Annotated in this window: 20 protein-coding genes; 15 read left to right on the top strand and 5 right to left on the bottom strand. The window is 71.9% G+C overall.

What is annotated here, in order from left to right:
- Positions 1-56 precede the first annotated feature (56 nt).
- A complete protein-coding gene (gene argH, locus BG418_RS00465) occupies positions 57-1,484 on the top strand; it encodes an argininosuccinate lyase (RefSeq protein ID WP_188271586.1) in 1,428 nt (475 codons plus the stop codon).
- Between the two features lie 119 nt (positions 1,485-1,603).
- Positions 1,604-2,527 (top strand): signal peptidase I, encoded by a 924-nt coding sequence (lepB, locus tag BG418_RS00460; RefSeq protein WP_398997070.1) that lies wholly within the window; start codon positions 1,604-1,606, stop codon positions 2,525-2,527.
- A 46-nt stretch (positions 2,528-2,573) separates the two neighbouring features.
- On the opposite strand, the gene BG418_RS00455 is transcribed toward lepB, so the two are convergent.
- Positions 2,574-3,080, bottom strand: a complete 507-nt coding sequence (locus BG418_RS00455) for a DinB family protein (protein ID WP_188271585.1) — start codon at positions 3,078-3,080, stop codon at positions 2,574-2,576.
- Between the two features lie 114 nt (positions 3,081-3,194).
- Between BG418_RS00455 and BG418_RS00450 the strand changes: the two genes are divergently transcribed.
- Positions 3,195-3,746 (top strand): TetR/AcrR family transcriptional regulator, encoded by a 552-nt coding sequence (locus tag BG418_RS00450; protein WP_188271584.1) that lies wholly within the window; start codon positions 3,195-3,197, stop codon positions 3,744-3,746.
- A complete protein-coding gene (locus BG418_RS00445) occupies positions 3,743-5,287 on the top strand; it encodes an MFS transporter (RefSeq protein ID WP_188271583.1) in 1,545 nt (514 codons plus the stop codon). Before BG418_RS00450 ends, BG418_RS00445 begins: the two co-directional genes overlap by 4 nt.
- A gap of 101 nt (positions 5,288-5,388) precedes the next feature.
- Here the strand turns inward: BG418_RS00445 and BG418_RS00440 are convergent, their stop codons facing one another.
- Positions 5,389-6,060, bottom strand: a complete 672-nt coding sequence (locus BG418_RS00440; RefSeq protein WP_188271582.1) for a 1-acyl-sn-glycerol-3-phosphate acyltransferase — start codon at positions 6,058-6,060, stop codon at positions 5,389-5,391.
- Between the two features lie 240 nt (positions 6,061-6,300).
- On the opposite strand from BG418_RS00440, the gene BG418_RS00435 reads away from it, so the two are divergent.
- The 3 genes from BG418_RS00435 (at position 6,301) to BG418_RS00425 (ending at position 8,612) form a co-directional block, all read left to right on the top strand.
- Complete coding sequence (locus BG418_RS00435) at positions 6,301-7,467, top strand: glycerophosphodiester phosphodiesterase (RefSeq protein ID WP_188271581.1); 1,167 nt, start codon at positions 6,301-6,303, stop codon at positions 7,465-7,467.
- A gap of 111 nt (positions 7,468-7,578) precedes the next feature.
- Entirely contained in the window at positions 7,579-8,073 is a 495-nt protein-coding gene (locus BG418_RS00430) for a sigma-70 family RNA polymerase sigma factor (RefSeq protein WP_188271580.1), read from the top strand.
- A gap of 35 nt (positions 8,074-8,108) precedes the next feature.
- Positions 8,109-8,612: a GNAT family N-acetyltransferase gene (locus tag BG418_RS00425; protein WP_188271579.1), complete on the top strand. Its 504-nt coding sequence runs from the start codon at positions 8,109-8,111 to the stop codon at positions 8,610-8,612.
- A gap of 16 nt (positions 8,613-8,628) precedes the next feature.
- Here the strand turns inward: BG418_RS00425 and BG418_RS00420 are convergent, their stop codons facing one another.
- Together BG418_RS00420 and BG418_RS00415 are read right to left on the bottom strand one after the other, a co-directional pair.
- Positions 8,629-9,078: a hypothetical protein gene (locus BG418_RS00420; RefSeq protein ID WP_188271578.1), complete on the bottom strand. Its 450-nt coding sequence runs from the start codon at positions 9,076-9,078 to the stop codon at positions 8,629-8,631.
- A gap of 2 nt (positions 9,079-9,080) precedes the next feature.
- Positions 9,081-9,440, bottom strand: a complete 360-nt coding sequence (locus BG418_RS00415) for a hypothetical protein (protein WP_188271577.1) — start codon at positions 9,438-9,440, stop codon at positions 9,081-9,083.
- A 569-nt stretch (positions 9,441-10,009) separates the two neighbouring features.
- On the opposite strand from BG418_RS00415, the gene BG418_RS00410 reads away from it, so the two are divergent.
- The 8 genes from BG418_RS00410 to BG418_RS00375 all read left to right on the top strand — a co-directional run bounded on the left by BG418_RS00410 (position 10,010) and on the right by BG418_RS00375 (position 20,907).
- Positions 10,010-11,089, top strand: coding sequence for an ATP-binding cassette domain-containing protein (locus BG418_RS00410; RefSeq protein ID WP_188271576.1), 1,080 nt, complete (start codon positions 10,010-10,012; stop codon positions 11,087-11,089).
- On the top strand, positions 11,086-11,754 hold the full coding sequence (locus tag BG418_RS00405; protein ID WP_188271575.1) for a methionine ABC transporter permease: 669 nt from the start codon (positions 11,086-11,088) through the stop codon (positions 11,752-11,754). Before BG418_RS00410 ends, BG418_RS00405 begins: the two co-directional genes overlap by 4 nt.
- 68 nt (positions 11,755-11,822) lie before the next feature.
- Positions 11,823-12,686 (top strand): MetQ/NlpA family ABC transporter substrate-binding protein, encoded by an 864-nt coding sequence (locus tag BG418_RS00400; RefSeq protein ID WP_188271574.1) that lies wholly within the window; start codon positions 11,823-11,825, stop codon positions 12,684-12,686.
- 168 nt (positions 12,687-12,854) lie between these two features.
- A complete protein-coding gene (locus tag BG418_RS00395; protein WP_223184154.1) occupies positions 12,855-13,499 on the top strand; it encodes a GNAT family N-acetyltransferase in 645 nt (214 codons plus the stop codon).
- 103 nt (positions 13,500-13,602) lie between these two features.
- Positions 13,603-14,817 carry a precorrin-6y C5,15-methyltransferase (decarboxylating) subunit CbiE gene (gene cbiE, locus BG418_RS00390; RefSeq protein ID WP_188271682.1) on the top strand — a complete coding sequence of 405 codons (1,215 nt, stop codon included), beginning with the start codon at positions 13,603-13,605 and terminating at the stop codon, positions 14,815-14,817.
- 342 nt (positions 14,818-15,159) lie between these two features.
- A complete protein-coding gene (cobT, locus tag BG418_RS00385; protein ID WP_188271572.1) occupies positions 15,160-18,654 on the top strand; it encodes a nicotinate-nucleotide--dimethylbenzimidazole phosphoribosyltransferase in 3,495 nt (1,164 codons plus the stop codon).
- A 131-nt stretch (positions 18,655-18,785) separates the two neighbouring features.
- Entirely contained in the window at positions 18,786-20,027 is a 1,242-nt protein-coding gene (gene cobA, locus BG418_RS00380; protein ID WP_188271571.1) for a uroporphyrinogen-III C-methyltransferase, read from the top strand.
- 64 nt (positions 20,028-20,091) lie between these two features.
- Complete coding sequence (locus tag BG418_RS00375; RefSeq protein WP_188271570.1) at positions 20,092-20,907, top strand: RNA methyltransferase; 816 nt, start codon at positions 20,092-20,094, stop codon at positions 20,905-20,907.
- Positions 20,908-20,926: 19 nt separating this feature from the next.
- On the opposite strand, the gene BG418_RS00370 is transcribed toward BG418_RS00375, so the two are convergent.
- Positions 20,927-22,147 (bottom strand): serine/threonine-protein kinase, encoded by a 1,221-nt coding sequence (locus BG418_RS00370; RefSeq protein ID WP_188271681.1) that lies wholly within the window; start codon positions 22,145-22,147, stop codon positions 20,927-20,929.
- Positions 22,148-22,157: the final 10 nt, after the last annotated feature.

The raw sequence follows: 22,157 nt of genomic DNA, 5'->3' as shown, positions 1-22,157 counted from the left end.
ATATCCAGACGACGCATATCCACCCTTCGGAATTCCCCTTGTGAGGAGCAGCAGCTGTGAGCAGCAACAACGGTGACGTCCGGCTCTGGGGCGGCCGGTTCGCCGACGGACCCGCCGAGGCGCTGGCGAAGCTGTCCGCGTCGGTCCACTTCGACTGGCGGCTCGCGCCGTACGACATCGCCGGATCGCGCGCCCACGCGCGCGTGCTCCACAAGGCGGGCCTGCTCACGGCCGACGAGCTCCAGCGGATGATCGCGGGCCTGGACCGGCTCGAAGGCGATGTCGCCGACGGCTCCTTCGTCGGCACCATCGCCGACGAGGACGTGCACACCGCCCTGGAGCGGGGTCTGCTCGAACGCCTCGGCCCCGACCTCGGCGGCAAGCTGCGGGCCGGCCGGTCCCGCAACGACCAGGTGGCCACGCTCTTCCGGATGTACCTGCGCGACCACGCCCGGATCATCGGCGGCCTGATCGCCGAGCTCCAGGACGCGCTCGTCGGCCTCGCCAAGGCGCACGCGGACGTCGCCATGCCGGGCCGCACCCACCTCCAGCACGCCCAGCCGGTCCTCTTCGCCCACCACGTCCTCGCCCATGTGCAGTCCCTGTCCCGGGACGCCGAGCGGCTGCGGCAGTGGGACGAGCGCACGGCGGTCTCCCCGTACGGCTCGGGCGCGCTCGCGGGCTCCTCCCTCGGCCTGGACCCGGAGGCGGTGGCGAAGGACCTCGGCTTCGAGCACGGCAGCGTCGCCAACTCCATCGACGGCACGGCCTCGCGCGACTTCGTCGCCGAGTTCGCCTTCATCACCGCGATGATCGGCGTCAACCTCTCGCGGATCGCGGAGGAGATCATCATCTGGAACACGAAGGAGTTCTCCTTCGTGACCCTGCACGACGCCTTCTCCACCGGTTCGTCGATCATGCCGCAGAAGAAGAACCCGGACATCGCGGAGCTGGCGCGCGGCAAGTCGGGCCGTCTCATCGGCAATCTGACGGGCCTGATGGCGACCCTGAAGGCGCTGCCGCTCGCGTACAACCGCGACCTCCAGGAGGACAAGGAGCCGGTCTTCGACTCCTGCGACCAGCTGGAGGTCCTGCTGCCCGCCTTCACCGGCATGATGGCGACCCTCACCGTCAACCGGGAGCGCATGGAGGAGCTGGCCCCGGCGGGCTTCTCGCTCGCCACCGACATCGCGGAGTGGCTGGTCAAGCAGGGTGTGCCGTTCCGGGTGGCGCACGAGGTCGCGGGGGAGTGCGTCAAGGTCTGCGAGGCGCAGGGCATCGAGCTCGACGAACTGACGGACGAGCAGTTCGCCGAGATCTCCGGGCATCTGACGCCGGACGTCCGGAGTGTCCTGAACGTCCCCGGCGCGCTGGCGTCCCGCAACGGGCGCGGCGGCACGGCCCCGTCGGCCGTCGTCGCGCAACTCATCGAGGTCGAGGCCGACTTGGCCGTCCAGCACGCCTGGGCCACGGCCAAGCGCTGATTCCGCCCGTACGGGGTGTACGCGCCGCGTGTGCCCCGTACGGATGGTGTGCGCCGCGATGTCGATCAGCGGCGCCCGTTTCGTGCGACCATGGTCCCTTCGGCGGTGAGGGAGTGGACGTGGGGGACGTGGCGGTCGGCGCGCAAGAAGGACACGGCGAGGCCGAGCGGCCTCACCAGGGACCCGAAGGGCTCGACCGGCCCGCGGGGTTCGAGGGGCCCGAGGGCCTTCAGGAACCCAAGGAGCCCATGGGGTCCGAGGGATCTCCGGCACCCGGCGAGGCCAAGGAGAAGAAGCAGCGTTCCTTCTGGAAGGAACTGCCGCTGCTCATCGGTATCGCACTCGTCCTCGCGCTGCTGATCAAGACGTTCCTGGTGCAGGCGTTCTCGATCCCGTCCGACTCGATGCAGAACACGCTCCAGCGCGGTGACCGGGTCCTGGTGGACAAGCTGACGCCGTGGTTCGGCTCCGAGCCCGAGCGCGGCGAGGTCGTCGTCTTCCACGACCCGAACAACTGGCTCCAGGGCGAGCCGACCCCGCAGCCCAACGCGGTGCAGAAGGCGCTCAGCTTCGTCGGTCTGATGCCGTCCGCCGAGGAGAAGGACCTGATCAAGCGGGTCGTCGCGGTCGGCGGCGACACCGTGGAGTGCAAGGGCGCGGGCCCGCTGAAGGTCAACGGCAAGGCGCTGAACGAGCCGTACGTGTTCGCGGGGAACACCGCGTGCAGCACGGACCAGGAAGGCCAGTTCAAGATCACCGTGCCCAAGGGCCGCATCTGGGTCATGGGCGACCACCGGCAGAACTCGGCGGACTCCCGCTACCACCAGGACCAGCCCGGCGGCGGTTCCGTGCCGGTCGACAAGGTGGTCGGACGCGCGCTGGTGATCGCCTGGCCGCTCGACCGGCTGAACACCCTGAGCGTGCCGGGCACCTTCGACCAGTCGGGCATCGGCCATGCCGCGGCCGCGGCGCCCGCCGCGCTCGGCCTGCTGGGCGCGCTGCCGATCGTGCTGGTGCGCAGGCGCCGCCGACTCGCGCGCTGATCCGGCGAGTTCCGTACGGTAAGGGGCCCCTCGGGGCCCCTTTTCGCTATGCCCCGACCACCCCGTCGATCCCCTCCCGCAGGAAGTCCGCGTGGCCGTTGTGGCGTGCGTACTCCAGGGTCACGTGCATCATGACGAGGCGGAGGGAGACGTCGGCGTCCCAGCGCGCCGCGTGGACGACCGTGTCCAGGGAGTCGGCCTCGCGCTCGATCCGGCGTGCGTGCTCGACCTCGGCCTGCCACTTCGCGAAGGCGTCCTCCCGGGTGGCCTTGCTCGCGTCGTACGCCACCTGGTAGTCGTTCACGTCCGAGTAGACCAGCGTGATGTCCTCGCCGGCCACGACCTTGCGGAACCAGGTGCGTTCCACCTCCGCCATGTGCCGCACCAGGCCGAGCAGCGAGAGCGTCGACGGCGGCATCGACCTGGTGCGCAGCTCGTCGTCGGACAGGCCCTCGCACTTCATGGCGAGCGTGGCGCGGTGGAAGTCGAGGAACCCCCTCAGCGTCTCGCGCTCCGTGCCGGTCAGAGGGCCTGCGGCGCGTTCGACGGTCATGGTTGGTTCCTCTCGTGGATCCGATGGGTCGACGCCAGGCTAGTGAGCAACAGCTGATGAGTCGACAGTAATTCGAATGAGACGTCGACGTCTCATTCGGTCTATGGTTGTCTCATGACCGTGGACCGCGAGCAGGTACTGCGTACGGCAGCCGCCCTGCTCTCCCGTAAATCGACCGCCACGATGGACGAGGTGGCCCGCGCCGCCGGCATCGGGCGGGCCACCCTGCACCGCCACTTCGCCGGGCGCGACGCGCTGGTCAGGGCGCTGGAGAACCGTGGCATCGAGCAGTTCGAGGCCGCCCTCGACGCCGCCCGGCTCGACGAGGGCCTCGCCGCCGACGGGCTGCGGCGCCTGATCGCCGAGGTGGAGCCCGGGGCCGGGCTGCTCGCCTTCCTGGTCACCGAGAACCAGCTCTTCGAGGGCGACACGATGAACGAGGGCTGGGCCCGTCTGGACGCGCGCGTCTCCGCGCTCTTCCGGCGCGGCCAGGAGCAGGGCGAGTTCCGGATCGACCTCACCCCGGCCTGGCTCACCGAGGCCCTGTACGGGCTGATCGGCACCGGCGCCTGGGCCGTGCAGGACGGCCGGGTCGCCGCCAAGGACTTCCAGTACATGATCGTCGAGTTGCTGCTCGGCGGAGCGCGACGGAGCGTGGAGAAATGACCAGCACCGACCGGCGGGCCGAGACCGCCCACGACACCCGACATCCCGGCCGCTGGCTCGCGCTCGCCGTGCTCGTGCTGGCGGTCCTCCTGGTCGCGGTCGACGCGACCGTGCTCGGCCTGGCCACCCCGTTCCTCAGCGAGGACCTGAAGCCGTCCGGCCCCCAGCTGCTGTGGATCGGCGACGTCTACTCGTTCGTCATCGCGGGTCTGCTCGTCTCCATGGGCAGCCTCGGCGACCGCATCGGCCGCAAACGGCTGCTGCTCTGCGGCGCCGTGGCGTTCGGCGCGGTCTCGGTGCTCAACGCGTACGCCTCCAGCCCGGAGATGATGATCGCGGCGCGTGCCCTGCTCGGTGTCGCGGGCGCGACCCTGATGCCGTCCACCCTCGCGCTGATCCGCAACATCTTCCACGACCCCAAGGAGCGCAGCCTCGCCGTCGGCATCTGGGGCGCGGCAGCCTCGGCCGGTGCGGCCGTCGGACCCGTCGTCGGCGGCTTCCTCCTGGAGAACTTCTGGTGGGGCTCGGTCTTCCTGATCAACCTGCCGGTGATGGCGGTGCTCGTCCTCGTCGGCATCAAGCTGCTCCCCGAGTCGCGCGACCCCAACCCCGGCCCATGGGACCTGGTCAGCGTGCTGCTCTCGCTCGTCGGCATGGTCTCGATCGTGTACGCGGTGAAGGAGGCGGCGGTCAACGGCTTCCGCTGGGACATCCTCGGAGTGGCGGCCGTCGGCGTGCTGGCGCTCGCCTGGTTCGTACGCCGTCAGCTCACCCTGGAATCGCCGCTGCTCGACATGCGGCTCTTCCACCACCGGGGTTTCTCCGGCGCGGTCCTGGCCGATCTGCTGACCATCCTCGGCCTCTCGGGCCTGGTCTTCTTCCTCTCCCAGTTCCTCCAACTGGTCCAGGTGCGCTCGCCGTTGGAGGCCGGGCTCATCGAACTGCCCGCCGCCGTGGGCGCGGTGGGCGCGGGGCTCGCGGCGGGATACGTGGCACGCCGGGCCTCCGTGCGCAGTGCGGTCACGGTCGGCCTGATGGCGGTCGGTGCGGCGCTCGCGGCCTGTGTGGCGATATCGGCCGACACCGGCGTCGTGGCCCTGGGGCTCGCGCTGTTCGTCGGCGGCCTGGGCGCGGGTCTCGCCTTCACGGTCACCGCCGACGTCATTCTGTCGAGCGTGCCGAAGGAGCAGGCGGGCGCGGCGTCGGCGGTCTCCGAGACGGCGTACGAGCTGGGCGCGGCGCTTGGCATCGCGCTCCTGGGTTCGGTGGTCACCGGCATCTACCGGGGCTTCACGGTCCCGGAGGCGCTTCCCCCGGGCGTCTCCGAGGCGTCTCGCGACTCGCTGGGCGGCGCGGTGGAGGCGGCGGCGAAGCTCCCGCCGGAACAGGCGACCCCGCTGCTGTCCGCCGCCCGGGATGCCTTCACCGACGGCTTCCAGACGGCGGCGGCCGTCGGCAGCGCGGTGCTGTTCGCGACGGCGGTGGTGGCGTGGTTCCTGCTGCGGGGCCAGAAGCTGGAGGAGGGCCTGGAGCACCCGTGAACAACTAGGGGCGCGGTGGTCGGCCTTCAGGGGCGCGGGGAACTGCGCGACCAGCCCCTACGGTCCGCAGCCGAACACCGCGCCCCACTAAGAAAACGCGGCTACGCCGCCTTGGCCTTGGTCGCGTACATGTCCACGTACTCCTGCCCGGACAGCCGCATGACCTCCGCCATCACGGAGTCGGTGACCGCCCGCAGCACATACCGGTCGCGGTCCATGCCCTCGTACCGCGAGAACTCCATCGGCTCACCGAAGCGGACCGTCACCTTGCCGGGCCGCGGCAACCCCGCGCCGCTCGGCTGGATCTTGTCCGTGCCGATCATCGCGAACGGCACCACCGGCGCGCCGGTCATCAGGGTCAGCCGGGCGATGCCGGTACGGCCCCGGTAGAGGCGGCCGTCGGGGGAGCGGGTGCCCTCGGGGTAGATGCTGAAGACCTTGCCGTCCTCCAGGATCTGACGGCCCGTCATGAGCGCCGCGACCCCGCCGTGTCCGCCGTCGCGGTTCACCGGGATCATGCCGACGCCGGTGAAGAACCACGCCATCAGGCGGCCCTTGAAGCCCTTGCCCGTGACGTACTCGTCCTTGCCGATGAAGTACACCGGACGGTCCAGGCACACCGGCATGATCATCGAGTCGATGAACGTGAGATGGTTGCCCGCGAGGATGACCGGACCCGTCCCGGGGATGTTCTCGACGCCTTCCACCTTCGGGCGGAACATCAGGCGCATGATCGGTCCGAGCACTGCCTTGATGAGCGCGAGTCGGGACAACGCTTCCTCCGGGGTCGTGGGCTGACGGGTCCGAGCGGAATGAGGTCCGCCGCAGGTGAGGACGATACTCGCGGGTCAGCGCTGATCGCACATCGGGTTCATGGAGTGGATACGCGATGTTGACGTGTGTTTCCGTCACGTTCCGCCCCGCTTGGCCCCCGGGGCTCCCCTCCTTAAGGCACGGCCGCCTAGGCTCCAACGAACTCGTGATCAAGTGGACACGTATGCGAAGGAGTGTTTATGACACAGGGTGAGCGGATGAGCCCCGGGCGGCGGACCGTGCTCGGCGCGGCGGTGCTGGGCACGGCTGCCGCAGGTCTTCCGGCCGGGGCCGCGAGCGCGCAGCCCCGGGAGGGCCAGGGCGCGGCGAGCCGTCACGGCTCGTACAAGGACCTGCCGGTCCCGTACGTCATAGGGCACCGGGGCACCGCCGGTTACCGCCCCGAGCACACGCTCGGCTCGTACCAGCACGCCCTCGACCTCGGCGCGCACGTCATCGAGCAGGACCTCGTGCCCACCAAGGACGGGCATCTGGTGTGCCGTCACGAGAACGACATCTCGGGCACCACCGATGTCTCCGCCCACCCCGAGTTCGCGTCCCGCAAGGCGACCAAGACGATCGACGGCACGGCCGTCACCGGCTGGTTCACCGAGGACTTCACGCTCGCCGAGCTCAAGACCCTGCGGGCCAAGGAGCGGCTGCCCGCCAACCGTCAGCGCAACACGATGTACGACGGCCGCTGGGACGTGCCCACCTTCGAGGAGGTGCTGCGCTGGGCCGAGCGCGAGGGGCGCCGCCTGGGCCGCCGGATCTGGCTGCACTCCGAGACCAAGCACCCCACCTACTTCCGCTCGATCGGCCTGCCCCTGGAGGACCGGGTCGCCAGGCTGCTGCGCCGTTACGGGCGCCACCGCGCCGACTCCCCGCAGTTCCTGGAGTCGTTCGAGCCCAGCAGCATCCAGCGGCTGGCGAAGCTGGTCGACACCCCGTCGGTGGTGCTGCTCTCCGGTACCGGCACCCGCCCCTGGGACTTCGTGGCGACCGGTGACCCGCGTACGGTCGACGACCTGGTCAAGCCCGAGGGCCTGAAGTGGATCGCCTCGTACGCCCAGGGCATCGGACCCACGCTCGACCTGATCATCCCCAAGGACGCCAAGGGCAGGCTGACCAAGCCGACCACGCTGGTCAAGGACGCCCATGCGCACGGGCTGATCCTGCACCCGTACACGATGCGCAACGAGAACACCTTCCTGCCCGCCGACTTCCAGCGCGGCACCGACCCCAACGCGTACGGCGACGCCTTCGGGGCGTTCAAGACGTACTACGCGACCGGTATCGACGCGGTCTTCTCCGACAACGCGGACACCGCGCTGCTCGCCGCCGCCGACTTCCGCGCCGGCCGGTAGTCCCGGGCACCGCCCGTATCCACCAGCCCCGCCCGTATACGGAACTTCACGTACGGGTGAGATGCGGCCGCCGTCGAAACCGTCCCGGACGGCGGCCGCGTCCCGCCCGGCATGGACCTCGTCAAAGTGCTGAGCCCGCTGCTGGCCGCCGAGGCCGCCGCGGAGGCGCCGGGCGCCGGTGTCGATCCGGCCGACCTCGAACAGGACGTCTGGGTACGTCTGCTGGAGCGCCATCCGGCTGATCCCGTCCCCTATGTGCGCTGGGCCGTTCGGGCGGAAGTGCGCCGGGCCAGGCGGCGCGCCCGACACGAACAGCCGTTCGTCGCCGAGCCCGCCGCCGACCCCGAAACAGGCCCGGAACGCCGGGTTCTCAGCGAGGAGCTGAGCCGCGTGCTGCGTACGGCCGTGGCCAGGACGCCGGGGAACTGCCCGCGTCTGCTGACTGCACTTCTTTCGCCCAGCGACCTCACATACCGCGAAATCGCAGGGGAGTTGGATATCTCACAGGGGAGTCTAGGGCCGATGCGTTCCCGTTGCCTGGGATGCCTGCGCAGAATGCTGGCGGCGGAGGTTGCGGCTCCTGAACTGCGGGGAAAGGAGCGTTAGACAACCGGCGGACAGGTAGCGGAAGGCATGCACCCATGGGCATGAGCGTGACCATCTCTGCGGCGCGTGACGGCGACTGCGAGCAGATCCTCAAGCTTCAGTACCTCTGCTACCAGAGCGAGGCGGAGCTGTACGGCGACTACTCGATCGAGCCGCTCACCCAGACCCTCGACGGCCTGCGGGCCGAGCTCGGCAGAGGCTACGCGCTGGTGGCGCGGCTCGGCGACGAGGTGGTCGCCTCGGTGCGCGGCAGCGTGGACGCGGCGGGCACCGGCCGCATCGACAAGCTGATGGTGCACCCCCGGATGCAGGGCCACGGCCTGGGCAGCCGGCTGCTCGCCGCCATAGAGGAGCACTTCGCGGGCGAGCTCTCCGCCAAGCGCTTCCAGCTCCTGACCGGCCACCGCAGCGAGTCGAACCTGCGGCTCTACCGACGGCACGGCTACGCGCCCGTCTCCACCGAGGCGCTGACCGCGAAGCTGTCGATGGTCACGCTGGAGAAGGAGGCGGCGGCCCGGGAGTTCATGGCCAGCGCGTAGCCGGTGCGCGGGTGCTTCAGGCGCTCGCGTCCTGCTGTTCGGGCGCCCGCGTCCCGTTCCGGCGCAGCCACAGCATGCCGAGGACCGGCAGGATCACCGGGATGAAGAGATAGCCCACGCCGTAGTCCGACCAGACCGTGGCATCGGGGAAGGCGGACTTGTCCGCCAGCGTCCAGGTGCCCACGGTCAGCACGAACACCAGCTCGGCGGCGCAGCACACCAGCGCCGCCCGCCGGAACCCCTCGCCGCCGCGCACCAGCGAGTACGTGATGAACGCGTACACCACGGCGGCGACGGCCGACAGGACGTAGGCCAGCGGCGCCTTGCCGAAGTCCTGGATCATCTGGACGATCGAGCGGGAGGCGGCGGCGACGGTGAACACCCCGTAGAACCAGACCAGTACGCGGCCGGGGCCGCTGCCCAGCTTCTTCGGCGCGGATTCGTCGCGCCCGGTGGACTCGGCCACGGTCACCCTCCCCAGATGTCGTAGAGACGCACTTCGAGAACCGCGAGCACCACCGCACCGGCCGAGACCGTCACGGAGCCCCACTTGGTCCGCTCGCTCAGCGAGAGCATGCCGGCCGCCGGGACCGCCGCGAACGAGCCGACCAGATAGGCGACGAAGATCGCCACGCCCTGGTCGGGCCGCTCGCCGCGGCCGAGCTGCACCAGGCCGATCACCAGCTGGGCGAGGGCCAGCACGGTCACGACGGCCATGCCGATGAAGTGCCAGTCCTTGGTGGGCTGGTCCCGGTAGGCGGCGAAGCCGCACCAGGCGGCGAGGGCGAGCGCGGCGGCGGCGACCGCGACCGTCAGGGCGTCAAGCATGAGAACGAGCGTATTACGGGCCGAAGCGCCCGCTGCGCGCGCCCCGGGCAGACCGTGGAACGCGATCCGGCCGGACCGACGGGCGAGATCCGGCCACCGTGGTCTTGACCACAGGGCGTCGACGTCGGCGAGCGCGCGGCGGCCTTCGCCGGGAAGTCACCGCCGGTCGTATCGCCCCAGGCCAGGCGGGGGAGAGGGGTGTGTGCGGGGTGCTTCCGCCGTTCCTCGGCCGCCCGCGAACCGTCCGTATGGCGGGCGAATGCTGTCCGCTATCCGGACAGCCTTGATCCGCCGTTCGCTCCTTCTGCTTTACTTCATGCATGACCACGACGAGCAGCCGCACCCTTGCGACCGAGGCGATGAACACGCCCGGTGCTCGTTGTATGTGTCGAATGTGCGCCTTCTGAGGGCCCCCGCCTGAGCCTCGCGCCCCGAAGCGAGACCCATGAGCCATGCCCGCGCACGCCATGCCTCCCGGTTACCACCGATGTGGCTGTGACGCGTCCCGAACACGAATGCACCGTGCCCGGCGGACACCGCGCCGCGCACTCGACAGTGACGGAAATCCTGTGATCACCACTACGGGCCTCACCAAGGTCTACCAGTCGCGCGGCCGTGAGGTCACCGCCCTGGACGGCGTCGATCTCCATGTCCGCGAGGGCGAGGTCTTCGGCGTCATCGGCCAGAGCGGCGCCGGCAAGTCCTCCCTCATCCGCTGCGTCAACCTCCTGGAGCGGCCGACGAGCGGCACCGTGACCGTCGACGGCGTCGACCTCACCGCGCTCGCCGGACGGAGCCGCCGCGCAGGCAAGGAACTGCGCCAGGCCCGCAGCCGCATCGGCATGGTCTTCCAGCACTTCAACCTGCTGTCCGCGCGCACCGTCCAGGACAACATCGAGCTGCCGCTCGAAATCCTCGGCGTCTCCGGCAAGGAGCGCTCGCGCAAGGCCCTCGAACTGCTCGACCTGGTGGGCCTCTCCGACAAGGCGAAGGCGTACCCATCCCAGCTCTCCGGCGGCCAGAAGCAGCGCGTCGGCATCGCCCGGGCGCTCGCCGGCGACCCCAAGGTGCTGCTCTCCGACGAGGCGACCAGCGCCCTCGACCCGGAGACCACCCGCTCGATCCTCCAGCTGCTGCGCGACCTCAACCAGCAGCTCGGCCTGACCGTGCTGCTCATCACGCACGAGATGGACGTCGTCAAGACGGTCTGCGACTCGGCCGCCCTGATGAAGCGCGGACGGATCGTCGAGTCCGGCACCGTCGGCGAACTGCTCGCCACCCCCGGCTCCGAGCTCGCCGCCGAGCTGTTCCCGGTCACGGGAGCGGCCACCGGCCCCGAGCGGACCGTCGTCGACGTCACCTTCCACGGCGAGACGGCCACCCAGCCGGTCATCTCGCAGCTGTCCCGTACGTACAACATCGACATCTCGATCCTCGGCGCCGCGATGGACACCGTCGGCGGGCGCCAGATCGGCCGGATGCGCATCGAGCTGCCCGGACGGTACGAGGAGAACGTCGTCCCCGTCGGATTCCTGCGCGAGCAGGGGCTCCAGGTCGACGTGGTCGAGGGTGACGACGCAGTTGACGCCGTAGCAGACATCCCGGCGCAGGCGCAGGCCGCCGCCGCGGTCAAGGAAGGTGCCAAGTGAGCTGGTCCGAGATGCAGCCGCTGCTGTCCCAGGGAACCGTCGACACCCTGTACATGGTGCTGTGGTCCACCCTCGTCACCGTCGCGGGCGGCCTGCCGCTCGGTGTGCTGCTCGTCCTCACCGACAAGGGCGGACTGCTGCAGAACCGCCCGGTGAACAAGGTCATCGGCGTGATCGTGAACATCGGCCGCTCGCTGCCGTTCATCATCCTGCTGATCGCGCTGATCCCGTTCACCACCTGGGTGGTGGGCACCTTCATCGGCCCGACCGCGATGATCGTGCCGCTCGCCGTCGGCGCCATCCCGTTCTTCGCGCGGCTCGTCGAGACCGCGATCCGCGAGGTCGACCACGGGCTCGTCGAGGCCGTCCAGTCGATGGGCGGGGGCGTGCCGACCATCGTCGGCAAGGTGCTGCTCCCGCAGGCGCTGCCCTCGCTGATCGCCGGGCTCACCACCACCGTGATCACGCTGGTCAGCTACTCGGCGATGGCCGGCGCGGTCGGCGGCGAAGGCCTCGGATCCAAGGCCATCACCTATGGCTTCCAGCGCTTCGAGACGCAGTTCATGCTCATCACCGTCGTCCTGCTGATCGCCATCGTCACGGTGATCCAGCTGATCGGCGACGGTGCGGTACGCCTTCTGGCCCGCCGGGGCCGTACCTCCTGAACTTTCTCCACAACGGCCCGCACTCCTTGTCCGGGCGACACCCGCACCACCAGAAAGAGGCACTTTTCGTGCGTAAGAACATCAAGCTCACCGCGGCCGCCGCCGCCACCGCCGCGCTCGCTCTCGGCCTCACCGCCTGCGGCACGTCCTCCGACCCCAAGTCGTCGTCCGCCAAGGGCGCTTCGGCCGACCCGTCGGCGACGCTGGTCGTCGCCGCGTCCCCGACGCCGCACGCCGACATCCTCAACTTCGTGAAGAAGAACCTGGCGGAGAAGGCCGGACTGAAGCTGGAGGTGAAGGAGTTCACGGACTACGTCCTGCCGAACACCGCCACCCAGCAGGGCCAGGTCGACGCCAACTTCTTCCAGCACAAGCCCTACCTCGACGACTTCAACAAGAAGAACGGCACCACCATCGTGCCCGTCGTCAACGTCGAGCTGGAGCCGCTGGGTCTCTACTCCCACAAGGTGAAGTCCGCCAAGGACCTCACCTCCGGCAAGACGATCGCGGTCCCGAACGACACCACCAACGAGGGCCGCGCGCTCCAGCTGCTCGCCTCCCAGGGTCTGATCACGCTGAAGGACGGCATCGGCTCCGCCGCCAAGCTCTCCGACATCAAGGACGCCAAGGGCCTGAAGTTCAAGGAGATCGAGGCCGCCACGCTGCCCCGCGCCCTGAACGACGTCGACGCCGCGGTCATCAACGGCAACTACGCCATCGAGGCCAAGCTCAACCCGGCCCAGGACGCGCTCGTCCTGGAGAAGGCGGACGGCAACCCGTACGCCAACTTCCTCGCCGTCAAGAAGGGCAACGAGGCCGACCCGCGGATCCAGAAGCTCGCGAAGCTCCTCAACTCCGACGAGGTCAAGAAGTTCATCCAGGACAAGTACCACGGCTCGGTCGTCCCGGCCTTCGGCGCCGTCAAGTCCTGACGCCCGCCCGGCAGTTGCCGCTGTGACGCCGGGGCCCCGCACACCACCAGGTGCGCGGGGCCCCGGCGTTCACGGCACAGGCGTCCCCCGGCCATGCACGTCCTCGGCCCGATGCTGCATGCTGTGCCTTTACGGCCTGACGACCGTCCCCCCGGCATGGAGCGGAACATGACTAGCCCGACCCCGGTCTTCCCGGACATCTCCATCAGCACCGACCGGCTGGTGCTGCGCCCCTTGGACGAGGACGACATCCCCGACCTTGCCGCGATGATGAACGACGAACTCGTCGCCACCTGGACCACGGTGCCCCAGCCCTACACCGAGGCTGCCGCCCGCACCTGGGTCACCGAGTACGCCCCGGCCCAGCTTCGCGCCGGACGCGGCATCGACTTCGCCGTCACCGAGTTCCTCACCCAGCGCCTTGTCGGTATCGTCCAGCTCGACGAGACCGACTGGCGGGTGCGCTCCGCCCAGATCTCGTACGTCATCGCCCCCTGGGCCCGTGGCGAGGGCTATGCCTGCGAGGCCGCCCTGGCCACCGCCCAATGGCTCTTCCGCGACCAGAAGTTCGAGCGCATGGAGCTGCGCACCGCCGCCGACAACACCGCCTCCCAGCAGGTCGCGCAGAAGATCGGCTGCATCAGCGAGGGCGTGCTGCGCAACGCCTGCATAGCGCGGACGCAGACGGCGGACGGTGGCTGGGCGGACATCCGCACCGACATGATCGTGTGGAGCCTGCTCCCCGAGGACCTGGAAGGCGTCGCCGACCAGCTCGCGGACGCCGGATACGCCTCGTTCGCCGACTGGAACTGACCCGGCCGCCGGGGCGCCCGGCCCCGCCACAGCAGGTACTCTCACCGTGGCCCGGCCCATCGAGGCCGCCCCGACCTGCGACGACTCCTGGAGACTGACGACGATGGCCGACCGCGTCACGGTGATCGGCTGGGACGGCTCGCCGCTCACCGCAGCGGCCGGGGCCGCGCTGTCCGCCGCCACCCTGGTGGCCGGCGCCGCCCACCACCTGGCGCTGCCCGAAGTGCCCCCGCGCGCCGAACGCATCCGCCTCGGCAGCGTCGACCTCGCCGCCCGCCGCATCGCCGGCCACCGCGGCAGCGCCGTCGTCCTGGCCGACGGCGACCCCGGGTTCTTCGGCGTCGTGCGCACCCTGCGCGCCCCCGAGCACGGCCTGGAGGTCGAGGTGGTGCCCGCGGTCTCGGCCGTCGCCGCCGCCTTCGCCCGGGCCGGGATGCCGTGGGACGATGCCCAGGTCGTGGTCGCCCACCGCCGCACCCTGCGCCGCGCGGTCAACGTGTGCCGGGCGCACCCCAAGGTCGCCGTCCTCACCTCGCCGGGCGCCGGACCCGCCGAACTCGCCCTGCTCCTCGAAGGCGTCCACCGCACCTTCGTCATCTGCGAGGAGCTCGGCAGCGAGCGCGAACAGGTCACCGTCCTCACCTCCGACAAGGTCGCCGACCACGCCTGGCGCGACCCCAATCTGGTCATCGTGCTCGGCGGCAGCGGCCATGGAGTGCCCGCCCCCGGCTGGATCGCCGGCCGCGACCCGGCCCCACCGCAGTCCGTACGGGGCTGGGCCCTGCCCGCGCACGAATACGGCGAGCTCGGCGCGGGCGAAACGGCCGATCTGCGCGCCGCCCAGCTGGCCCGGCTCGGCCCGCGCACCGGCGACCTGGTCTGGGACATCGGCTGCGGCAGCGGCGCACTCGCCGCCGAGGCCGCCCGGTTCGGCGCCGCCGTCATCGCCGTCGACGCCGACAAGGCGGCCTGCGCCCGCACCGAGGCCCTGGCGCGGCGCTTCCGCGTGCAGCTCCATGTGGTCGCGGGCCGCGCCCCGCACGTACTGGAGTCGCTGCCCGAACCCGACGTCGTACGCGTCGGCGGCGGGGGAGCGGCGGTCGTCTCCGCCTGTGCCGACCGGCGGCCCGAGCGGATCGTGGCGCATGCCGCCACCCGCGACGAGGCCGAGGCGATCGGAGCGGCCCTCGCGGAGGGCGGTTACGAGGTGGAGTGCGCGCTCCTGCAGTCCGTGGAACTGGACACGAGCGTCTGGTCGGAGCGCGAACGCTCGGTCGCTTTCCTGCTCTCGGGACGGCGCGGAGAAAGGTCCCCGTGATCTCTTCGGCGTGTCGTCCGGGGTAGGCTGGCCGACTGTTGTACCGCACCGGGCCGTTAGGCGCTACGTTCGTCAATGTCCGGAATGGGGAGCCCGTTTGGGACCCTGTCGCGGTACGTCGGATCTCGGGGAAGCGCAACGTGGCGCACCCCACACGTTCCGTGGCCGAGACAGGGCGCCAGCTCGGCGATCTCCCGCGAGAATGCTGTGTGTTCGTGTTCGCGTGCCGTTCGCACCGCGTGGCGTGCCCGCTCGTTCTTGTCGACGGGTGCGGGACGCGCCGTGCGCGGGCGGTTCCCGGGCGCAGGCCGAGGAAGCACTACAGATGGGCGAGGGGTACGCATGACCGACACCGGCCAGGTCCCGGGCGAGGGACTGCCTCACAGGGACGCGGGCATGGTGGAGCAGCCGGGCGTCCCCGCACCCGGCGCGTACACCTTCCACGACCCCACCGACGGTTCGGCGCTCGGCGCGGACGACGACGACCTGCTCCTGATGCCGGGCGCCCAGGGCGCCTGGATCGACCCGCAGGCCGCCCCGGCCCCGCTCGCCGCCGCCGTACCGGCGCCGTCGACGACCGCGGCTCCCGTGCCGCCGCAGCCCGTCGAGCCGGGCGCCCACGAGGCCGGTGGCCGTGACTCGGGCTCGGTGGATCTGAGCGGCGTACGCATGCCGCCCGCCGCCGCGAACGCCACGCCCCCGCCCGCGCGCCGCCCGCTGCACATGGGTCCGCCGGTCCCGGACGCCACCGGTGGTGTCGTACGGTCCCTGGCCGACCGAGGTCCCGCCGCGGGCGCCCCGGTGAACCCGGCGCCGGTCCGCACGCCCGGCCCGGCGACCACCGGTCCCGAGTACCTGGACGTGCCGCAGGAGGCGGGCGCGCCCGTGCCGCCGCTGGGCGAGCTCGGCCCGCAGGGCGGGACGCCGTGGGAGTCCCTGCCGCCGCAGGAGCCCGTGCGGGAGCGGGTGGCGCCGCAGCCGTACCCGCCGCAGCACGAGGTGCAGCAGGCGGAGGTTCAGCCGGAGGCCCCGCAGCCGGAGCCGCAGCCGCTTGAGGTGCAGCAGCCGCTGGAGGCGCAGCAGCAGGAAGCGCATCAGGTGGAGGCCCAGTCACAGGTGCCTCAGCCGCAGCCCGTGCCCCAGCAGGCTCCGAACGCCCCGGTCATCCCTGCAGAAACGGTCGTCCCGGAAGAGCTCGCAGCGGTCGGGGTGCCCGCGCACGCCGTCCCCGTCTCCGCCTCCGCTTCTGTGGAGCAGCCGTCGCCCGTCGCGCCCATGCAGCCGGTCGCCCCGGTCGCGCCCGTGCCGCCCGTACCGGCGCCTGCCATGGGTCAGTTCGTGCCGGTCGAGGGTTCGGTCCCGACCGGGCCCCACCTCGCGCCGTCGCCGGTGGAGCCGGTCGCCGTGCCGGTGGCCGCCGAGCCCGCGCCGGTGTCCGTACCTGCTTCCATGCCCGTGGCCGAGCCCGTCGCGGTCGCCGCGTCGGCGGAGCTGCCGGACGAGGCCGCGCCGGTCGTGCCGTCGGAGCCGGTGGCCGAGGCGGTCGCCGAGCCCGTCACGCCGGTCGTCGAGGCCCCGGTCGCTGTGGAAGCGGCGGCAGTTGAGCCCGTACGTGTCGAGTCCGCACCCGTCGAGCCCGCCCCCGCCGTCGCGCCGGTGGCCGAGCCCGTCGTCGCCCAGGCCGTGGTGCCCGAGGCCGCTCCGGAGCCGGTCGCCGAGGCCGTTCCCGCGCAGCCGATCGTGGTGGAGCCCGTGGCCGCCGAGCCGGTCGAGGCGGCCGAGGCCGTCGTGGCCGAGCCCGTCGTCGAGGTTCAGGAGCAGCCCGAGCCCGTCGCCGCGACCCCCGTCGTCCCCGTACCCCGGTCGGAGTCCGTACCGGAGCCGGTCGCCGAGGCCGTTCCGGAGGCCGTGCCCGCTCCCGTGCTCGTGACGGACGAGCCCGAACCGCTGGTCGCCGAAGCCGAGGTGCGGGCCGCGCCCGCCCCCGTGTTCATCGACGACGACGAGGACGACGTGGCCGAGGAGATCGCCCCGGCCGCCGACGCGTCCGAGCAGGCCGAGCCGCTTGAGGTCGTGGCGGACCCGCAGGCCGACGGTGACACGGGCGCGCCCGCCCCCGGTTACGCCGACGCCGAGCGCGAGGCCGTGCTGCGCGTGATGCGCGAACGGCGCGACATCCGCAACGGCTTCCGCAGCGACCCCATCCCGCACGAGGTGCTGCTGCGCGTCCTGGAGGCGGCCCACACCGCCCCCAGCGTCGGCCACTCGCAGCCCTGGGACTTCGTGGTCATCCGCTCGGCGGAGACCCGTCGCACCATGCACGAGCTCGCCCAGCGCCAGCGCGACGCGTACGCGAAGTCGCTGCCCAAGGGCCGGGCCAAGCAGTTCAAGGAACTGAAGATCGAGGCCATCCTCGACACCCCGGTGAACATCGTGGTCACCGCCGACCCGACGCGCGGCGGCCGCCACACGCTGGGCCGCTACACCCAGCCGCAGATGGCCCCGTACTCCTCGGCGCTCGCCGTCGAGAACCTGTGGCTCGCCGCCCGCGCCGAGGGCCTCGGCGTCGGCTGGGTCTCCTTCTTCGACGAGCGCGAGATGGTCCGCACGCTGGGCCTCCCCGAGCACCTGGAGGTCGTCGCCTACCTCTGCGTGGGGTACGTGGACGAGTTCCCGGCGGAGCCCGAGCTGATGCAGGCGGGCTGGTCCAAGCGCCGTCCGCTGTCGTGGGTGGTCCACGAGGAGACGTACGGCCGTCGTGCGCTGCCCGGCGAGGACCCGCACGACCTGCTCCAGGAGACCGTCGCCACCATCCGCCCGCTGGACGCCAAGGCGCTCGGCGAGGCGTGGGAGCGGCAGAAGCGGATGACCAAGCCGGCGGGCGCGCTCGGCATGCTGGAGATCATCTCCGCGCAGCTCAGCGGCCTGTCCCGCAAGTGCCCGCCGCCGATCCCGGAGCCTGCGGCCGTCGCGATCTTCGCGGGCGACCACGGCGTGCACGCCCAGGGCGTCACCCCCTGGCCGCAGGAGGTCACCGGCCAGATGGTCGCCAACTTCCTGGGCGGCGGCGCGGTCTGCAACGCGTTCGCCAACCAGGTCGGCGCCGAGGTCTGCGTCATCGACGTGGGCGTGGCCAGCGAACTCCCGGCCACCCCGGGGCTGCTGCCCCGCAAGGTGCGCCCCGGCACCGGCGACATGACGACCGGGCCCGCCATGACCCGCGAGGAGGTCGTGGCCGCCATCGAGGTCGGCATCGAGACCGCCCGCGACCTGGTGGCCGCCGGCAACAAGGCGCTGCTCACGGGCGAGATGGGCATCGCCAACACCACGGTGTCGGCCGCCCTGATCTCCCTGTACACGGGCGTCGACCCGGCCGAGGTCACCGGCCGCGGCACCGGCATCAACGACGAGACCCACGCCCGCAAGGTCGACGTGGTCCGCCGCGCCCTGGAGTTGCACAGCCCCGACCCGGCCGACCCGATCGGCGTCCTCGCCGGGATCGGCGGCCTGGAGCACGCGGCCATGGTCGGCTTCATCCTCGGCGGCGCGTCGCTGCGTACGCCGGTGATCCTGGACGGCGTGAGCGCGGGCGCGGCGGCCCTGGTCGCCCGGGCCATCGCCCCCGAGTCCCTGTCGGCGTGCATCGCGGGCCACCGCAGCGCCGAGCCCGGCCACGTGGCGGCCCTGAACAAGCTCGGCCTGCGCCCGCTGGTCGACCTGGACCTGCGCCTCGGCGAGGGTACGGGCGCCCTGCTCGCCCTCCCCCTGGTCCAGAGCGCGGCCCGCGCGATGCACGAGGTCGCGACCTTCGACTCGGCCGGAGTCACCGAGAAGTAGCCACTGTCGTACCCGGTGTGCCCGCGTGTTCCGCAGTACGGAACGGGGGCGCACCGGGCGACGGTCCGCAGACAATGGGGTCCGGGGCGACGCCCCGGCCTTCGACGACGCCGCACCAGGAGCCACCCGCCATGGCAGAACACCCCGCGTACCCCGTCGGCCTGCGCCTCACCGGCCGCCGCGTAGTCGTCGTCGGCGGCGGCCAAGTGGCCCAGCGCCGTCTGCCCGCGCTGATCGCGGCCGGTGCCGACATCGTCCTGGTCTCCCCGGACGCCACTCCCTCCGTGGAGGCGATGGCGGACACCGGCGAGATCACCTGGCACCGCCGCCCGTACGCGGACGGCGACCTCGCCGACGCCTGGTACGCCCTGATCGCGAGCGACGACACGGCCGCCAACGAGCGGGCGTCCGCCGAGGCCGAGCGCCACCGCGTCTGGTGCGTACGTTCCGACGACGCGAGCCGGGCCACCGCCTGGACCCCGGCCACCGGCCGCAGCGAGGGCGTCACGGTCGCCGTGCTCACCGGCGGCGCCCCGGACCCGCGCCGCACCGCCGCCGTCCGCGACGCGGTGGTCGAGGGGCTGCGCGACGGCACCCTGGTCGCCCCGCACCACCGCACCCGTGCCCCCGGCGTCGCCCTCGTCGGCGGCGGCCCGGGCGACCCGGACCTGATCACCGTGCGCGGCCGCCGCCTCCTCGCCGAGGCCGACGTCGTCATCGCGGACCGGCTCGGCCCGCGCGACCTGCTCGACGAACTCCCGCCGCACGTCGAGGTGATCGACGCCGCGAAGATCCCGTACGGGCGGTTCATGGCCCAGGAGGCCATCAACAACGCGCTGATCGAGCACGCCAAGGCGGGCAAGGCGGTCGTGCGGCTCAAGGGCGGCGACCCGTACGTCTTCGGACGCGGCATGGAGGAGCTGAACGCGCTCGCCGAGGCGGGCATCGCGTGCACGGTCGTGCCCGGCATCTCCAGCTCCATCTCGGTGCCGGGCGCGGCCGGGATCCCGGTCACGCACCGGGGCGTGGCGCATGAGTTCACCGTGGTCAGCGGCCATGTGGCGCCCGACGACGAGCGGTCCCTGGTGGACTGGCCGGCGCTGGCGAAGCTGCGCGGCACCCTGGTGATCCTGATGGGCGTCGACAAGATCGGCGCGATCGCGCGGACCCTGATCGCGCACGGCAAGAACCCCGAGACCCCCGTGGCCCTGGTCCAGGAGGGCACCACGGCCGCCCAGCGCCGCGTGGACGCGACGCTGGCGACGGTGGGGGAGACTGTGGTGACCGAGGACGTGCGTCCGCCGGCCGTCATCGTCATCGGCGACGTCGTGACCGTCGGCCCGGCCAGCCAGTCTCGGCCCCGAACCATGTAACCGGCGGTAACGGATCTCGGTCCCAGCCGTTGGCACCACACCCAGGACAAGGCAGTATCACCCTGTGGCTGATCTCATCACCATCGACGACCCCGACGACCCGCGCCTGCGCGACTACACGGGCCTGACCGACGTCGAGCTGCGGCGCAGACGCGAGCCCGCCGAGGGCCTGTTCATCGCCGAGGGCGAGAAGGTCATCCGACGGGCCAAGGACGCCGGTTACGAGATGCGGTCCATGCTGCTCTCCGCCAAGTGGGTCGACGTCATGCGCGACGTCATCGACGAACTCCCGGCGCCGGTCTACGCGGTGAGCCCCGACCTCGCCGAGCGCGTCACCGGCTACCACGTGCACCGCGGCGCCCTCGCCTCGATGCAGCGCAAACCGCTGCCGACGGCCGAGGAGATCCTGGCGACCAGTCGCCGGGTCGCGGTGATGGAAGCCGTGAACGACCACACCAACATCGGCGCGATCTTCCGCAGCGCCGCAGCCCTCGGCATGGACGCCGTGCTGCTCTCGCCGGACTGCGCCGACCCGCTCTACCGCCGCTCGGTGAAGGTCTCCATGGGCGCGGTCTTCTCCGTCCCGTACGCGCGTCTTGAGTCCTGGCCCAAGAGTCTGGCGACGGTACGCGAGGCGGGCTTCAGGCTGCTCGCCCTCACCCCGGACGAGAAGGCCTCGGCCATCAACGAGGTCGCGCCGCACCAGCTCGACAGGGTGGCCCTGATGCTCGGCGCCGAGGGCGACGGGCTCTCCCGGCAGGCGCTGGTCGCCGCCGACGAATGGGTCCGCATCCCGATGGCGCACGGCGTCGACTCGCTCAACGTGGGCGCGGCCGCGGCCGTCGCCTTCTACGCCGTGGCGACGGGCCGCCCCGCGTAAAGCCCGTCGCGCAACGCCGCTACAACTGCTGGGCCGCCGCGATGCCCAGCGCCACGATCAGTGTGACCACGAAGAACACGATGAGGCGCTGGCGCAGCAGCCGGGGGTTGGCGGGCCGCAGTCTGCCCGTGCCCGTCCGGGCGCCCGGACGCGTGCCGGGGCGGCCGTTGGTCCCGTTGGTGCCGTTCGGGCGGCTGGCGGAGCGGGCGGTGCCGCGCGGCGCGGACGGGCGCGAGCCGCCGGTGCGGGGCGCCGACGCACGCGGCGCCTGCGCCCGCTGCCCGGCGCCGGTGGAGCGGCCGGTCTCGGTGTAGCGCTGGGTGCGCTCGTCGTGCTCGTACCGCTCGCCCAGCCGGCCGGTCGGACGGTCCGCCTCGGAGCGGTCCCGTTGGGCCGGCGGGCGCGCGTCCAGGCCGCCCTGCGCCTCCCGGGCCGCGATCTCCTTGAGCCGCATGGACAGTTGGAGGGTGCTCGGACGCTCCTCCGGATCCTTCGCGAGGCAGGCCCGTACCAGTGGCGCCAGCGCGTCCGGCACCCCGTGCAGCTGCGGCTCCTCGTGGACCACGCGGTAGAGCATGACCTCCGAACTGCCGTGCCCGAAGGGCGAGTCGCCCATCGCCGCGTACGCCAGCGTCGCGCCCAGCGAGAACACGTCGGTCGCGGGCGTGACCGCCGCGCCGCGCACCTGCTCGGGCGCGAGGAACCCCGGCGAGCCCACCGCCGTGCCGACATGGGTCAGCGTGGAGGCGCCGGTCGCCCAGGCGATGCCGAAGTCGATGATCCGCGGGCCCTTGGGGGAGAGCAGGATGTTGGACGGCTTGAGGTCGCGGTGCACCACACCGGCCTCGTGCACCGCCACCAGGCCCTCGGAGAGCGCGGCGCCGATCGCGGCCGTCTCGGCCGCCGCCAGCGGACCCTCCTCGGCGACCTTGTCGTGCAGCGAGGGCCCCGGCACGTACTGCGTCGCGAACCAGGGGCGGTCCGCCTCCAGATCGGCCGCGACGAGGCGGGCCGTGCAGCCGCCGCGGATGCGCCGGGCCGCCGACACCTCGCGGGCGAAGCGCGAGCGGAACTCCTGGTCCTCGGCGAGGTCCGGGCGGATCACCTTCAGCGCGACGCGCTGGCCGCGCCGGTCGGAGCCGAGGTAGACGACACCCATGCCACCCGCGCCGAGGCGCCGGTGGAGCCGGAACGAGCCGACGACACGCGGATCCTCGCGCCGGAGCCGCATCATCGCCATGTTCATCCCC

The sequence above is a fragment of the Streptomyces sp. CBMA152 genome (assembly GCF_014596475.1).
Lineage (GTDB): Bacteria > Actinomycetota > Actinomycetes > Streptomycetales > Streptomycetaceae > Streptomyces.
This window is presented reverse-complemented; position numbering and strand designations above follow the sequence as displayed.

Coding starts and splice junctions, on each gene's coding strand:
- BG418_RS00455 (WP_188271585.1), bottom strand. CDS start 3,080: ATGACCGTCGAACGCGCCGCAGGCCCTCTGACCGGCACGGAGCGCGAG.
- BG418_RS00450 (WP_188271584.1), top strand. CDS start 3,195: ATGACCGTGGACCGCGAGCAGGTACTGCGTACGGCAGCCGCCCTGCTC.
- BG418_RS00445 (WP_188271583.1), top strand. CDS start 3,743: ATGACCAGCACCGACCGGCGGGCCGAGACCGCCCACGACACCCGACAT.
- BG418_RS00435 (WP_188271581.1), top strand. CDS start 6,301: ATGACACAGGGTGAGCGGATGAGCCCCGGGCGGCGGACCGTGCTCGGC.
- BG418_RS00430 (WP_188271580.1), top strand. CDS start 7,579: ATGGACCTCGTCAAAGTGCTGAGCCCGCTGCTGGCCGCCGAGGCCGCC.
- BG418_RS00425 (WP_188271579.1), top strand. CDS start 8,109: ATGGGCATGAGCGTGACCATCTCTGCGGCGCGTGACGGCGACTGCGAG.
- BG418_RS00415 (WP_188271577.1), bottom strand. CDS start 9,440: ATGCTTGACGCCCTGACGGTCGCGGTCGCCGCCGCCGCGCTCGCCCTC.
- BG418_RS00395 (WP_223184154.1), top strand. CDS start 12,855: ATGACTAGCCCGACCCCGGTCTTCCCGGACATCTCCATCAGCACCGAC.
- cbiE (WP_188271682.1), top strand. CDS start 13,603: ATGGCCGACCGCGTCACGGTGATCGGCTGGGACGGCTCGCCGCTCACC.
- cobT (WP_188271572.1), top strand. CDS start 15,160: ATGACCGACACCGGCCAGGTCCCGGGCGAGGGACTGCCTCACAGGGAC.
- cobA (WP_188271571.1), top strand. CDS start 18,786: ATGGCAGAACACCCCGCGTACCCCGTCGGCCTGCGCCTCACCGGCCGC.
- BG418_RS00370 (WP_188271681.1), bottom strand. CDS start 22,147: ATGGCGATGATGCGGCTCCGGCGCGAGGATCCGCGTGTCGTCGGCTCG.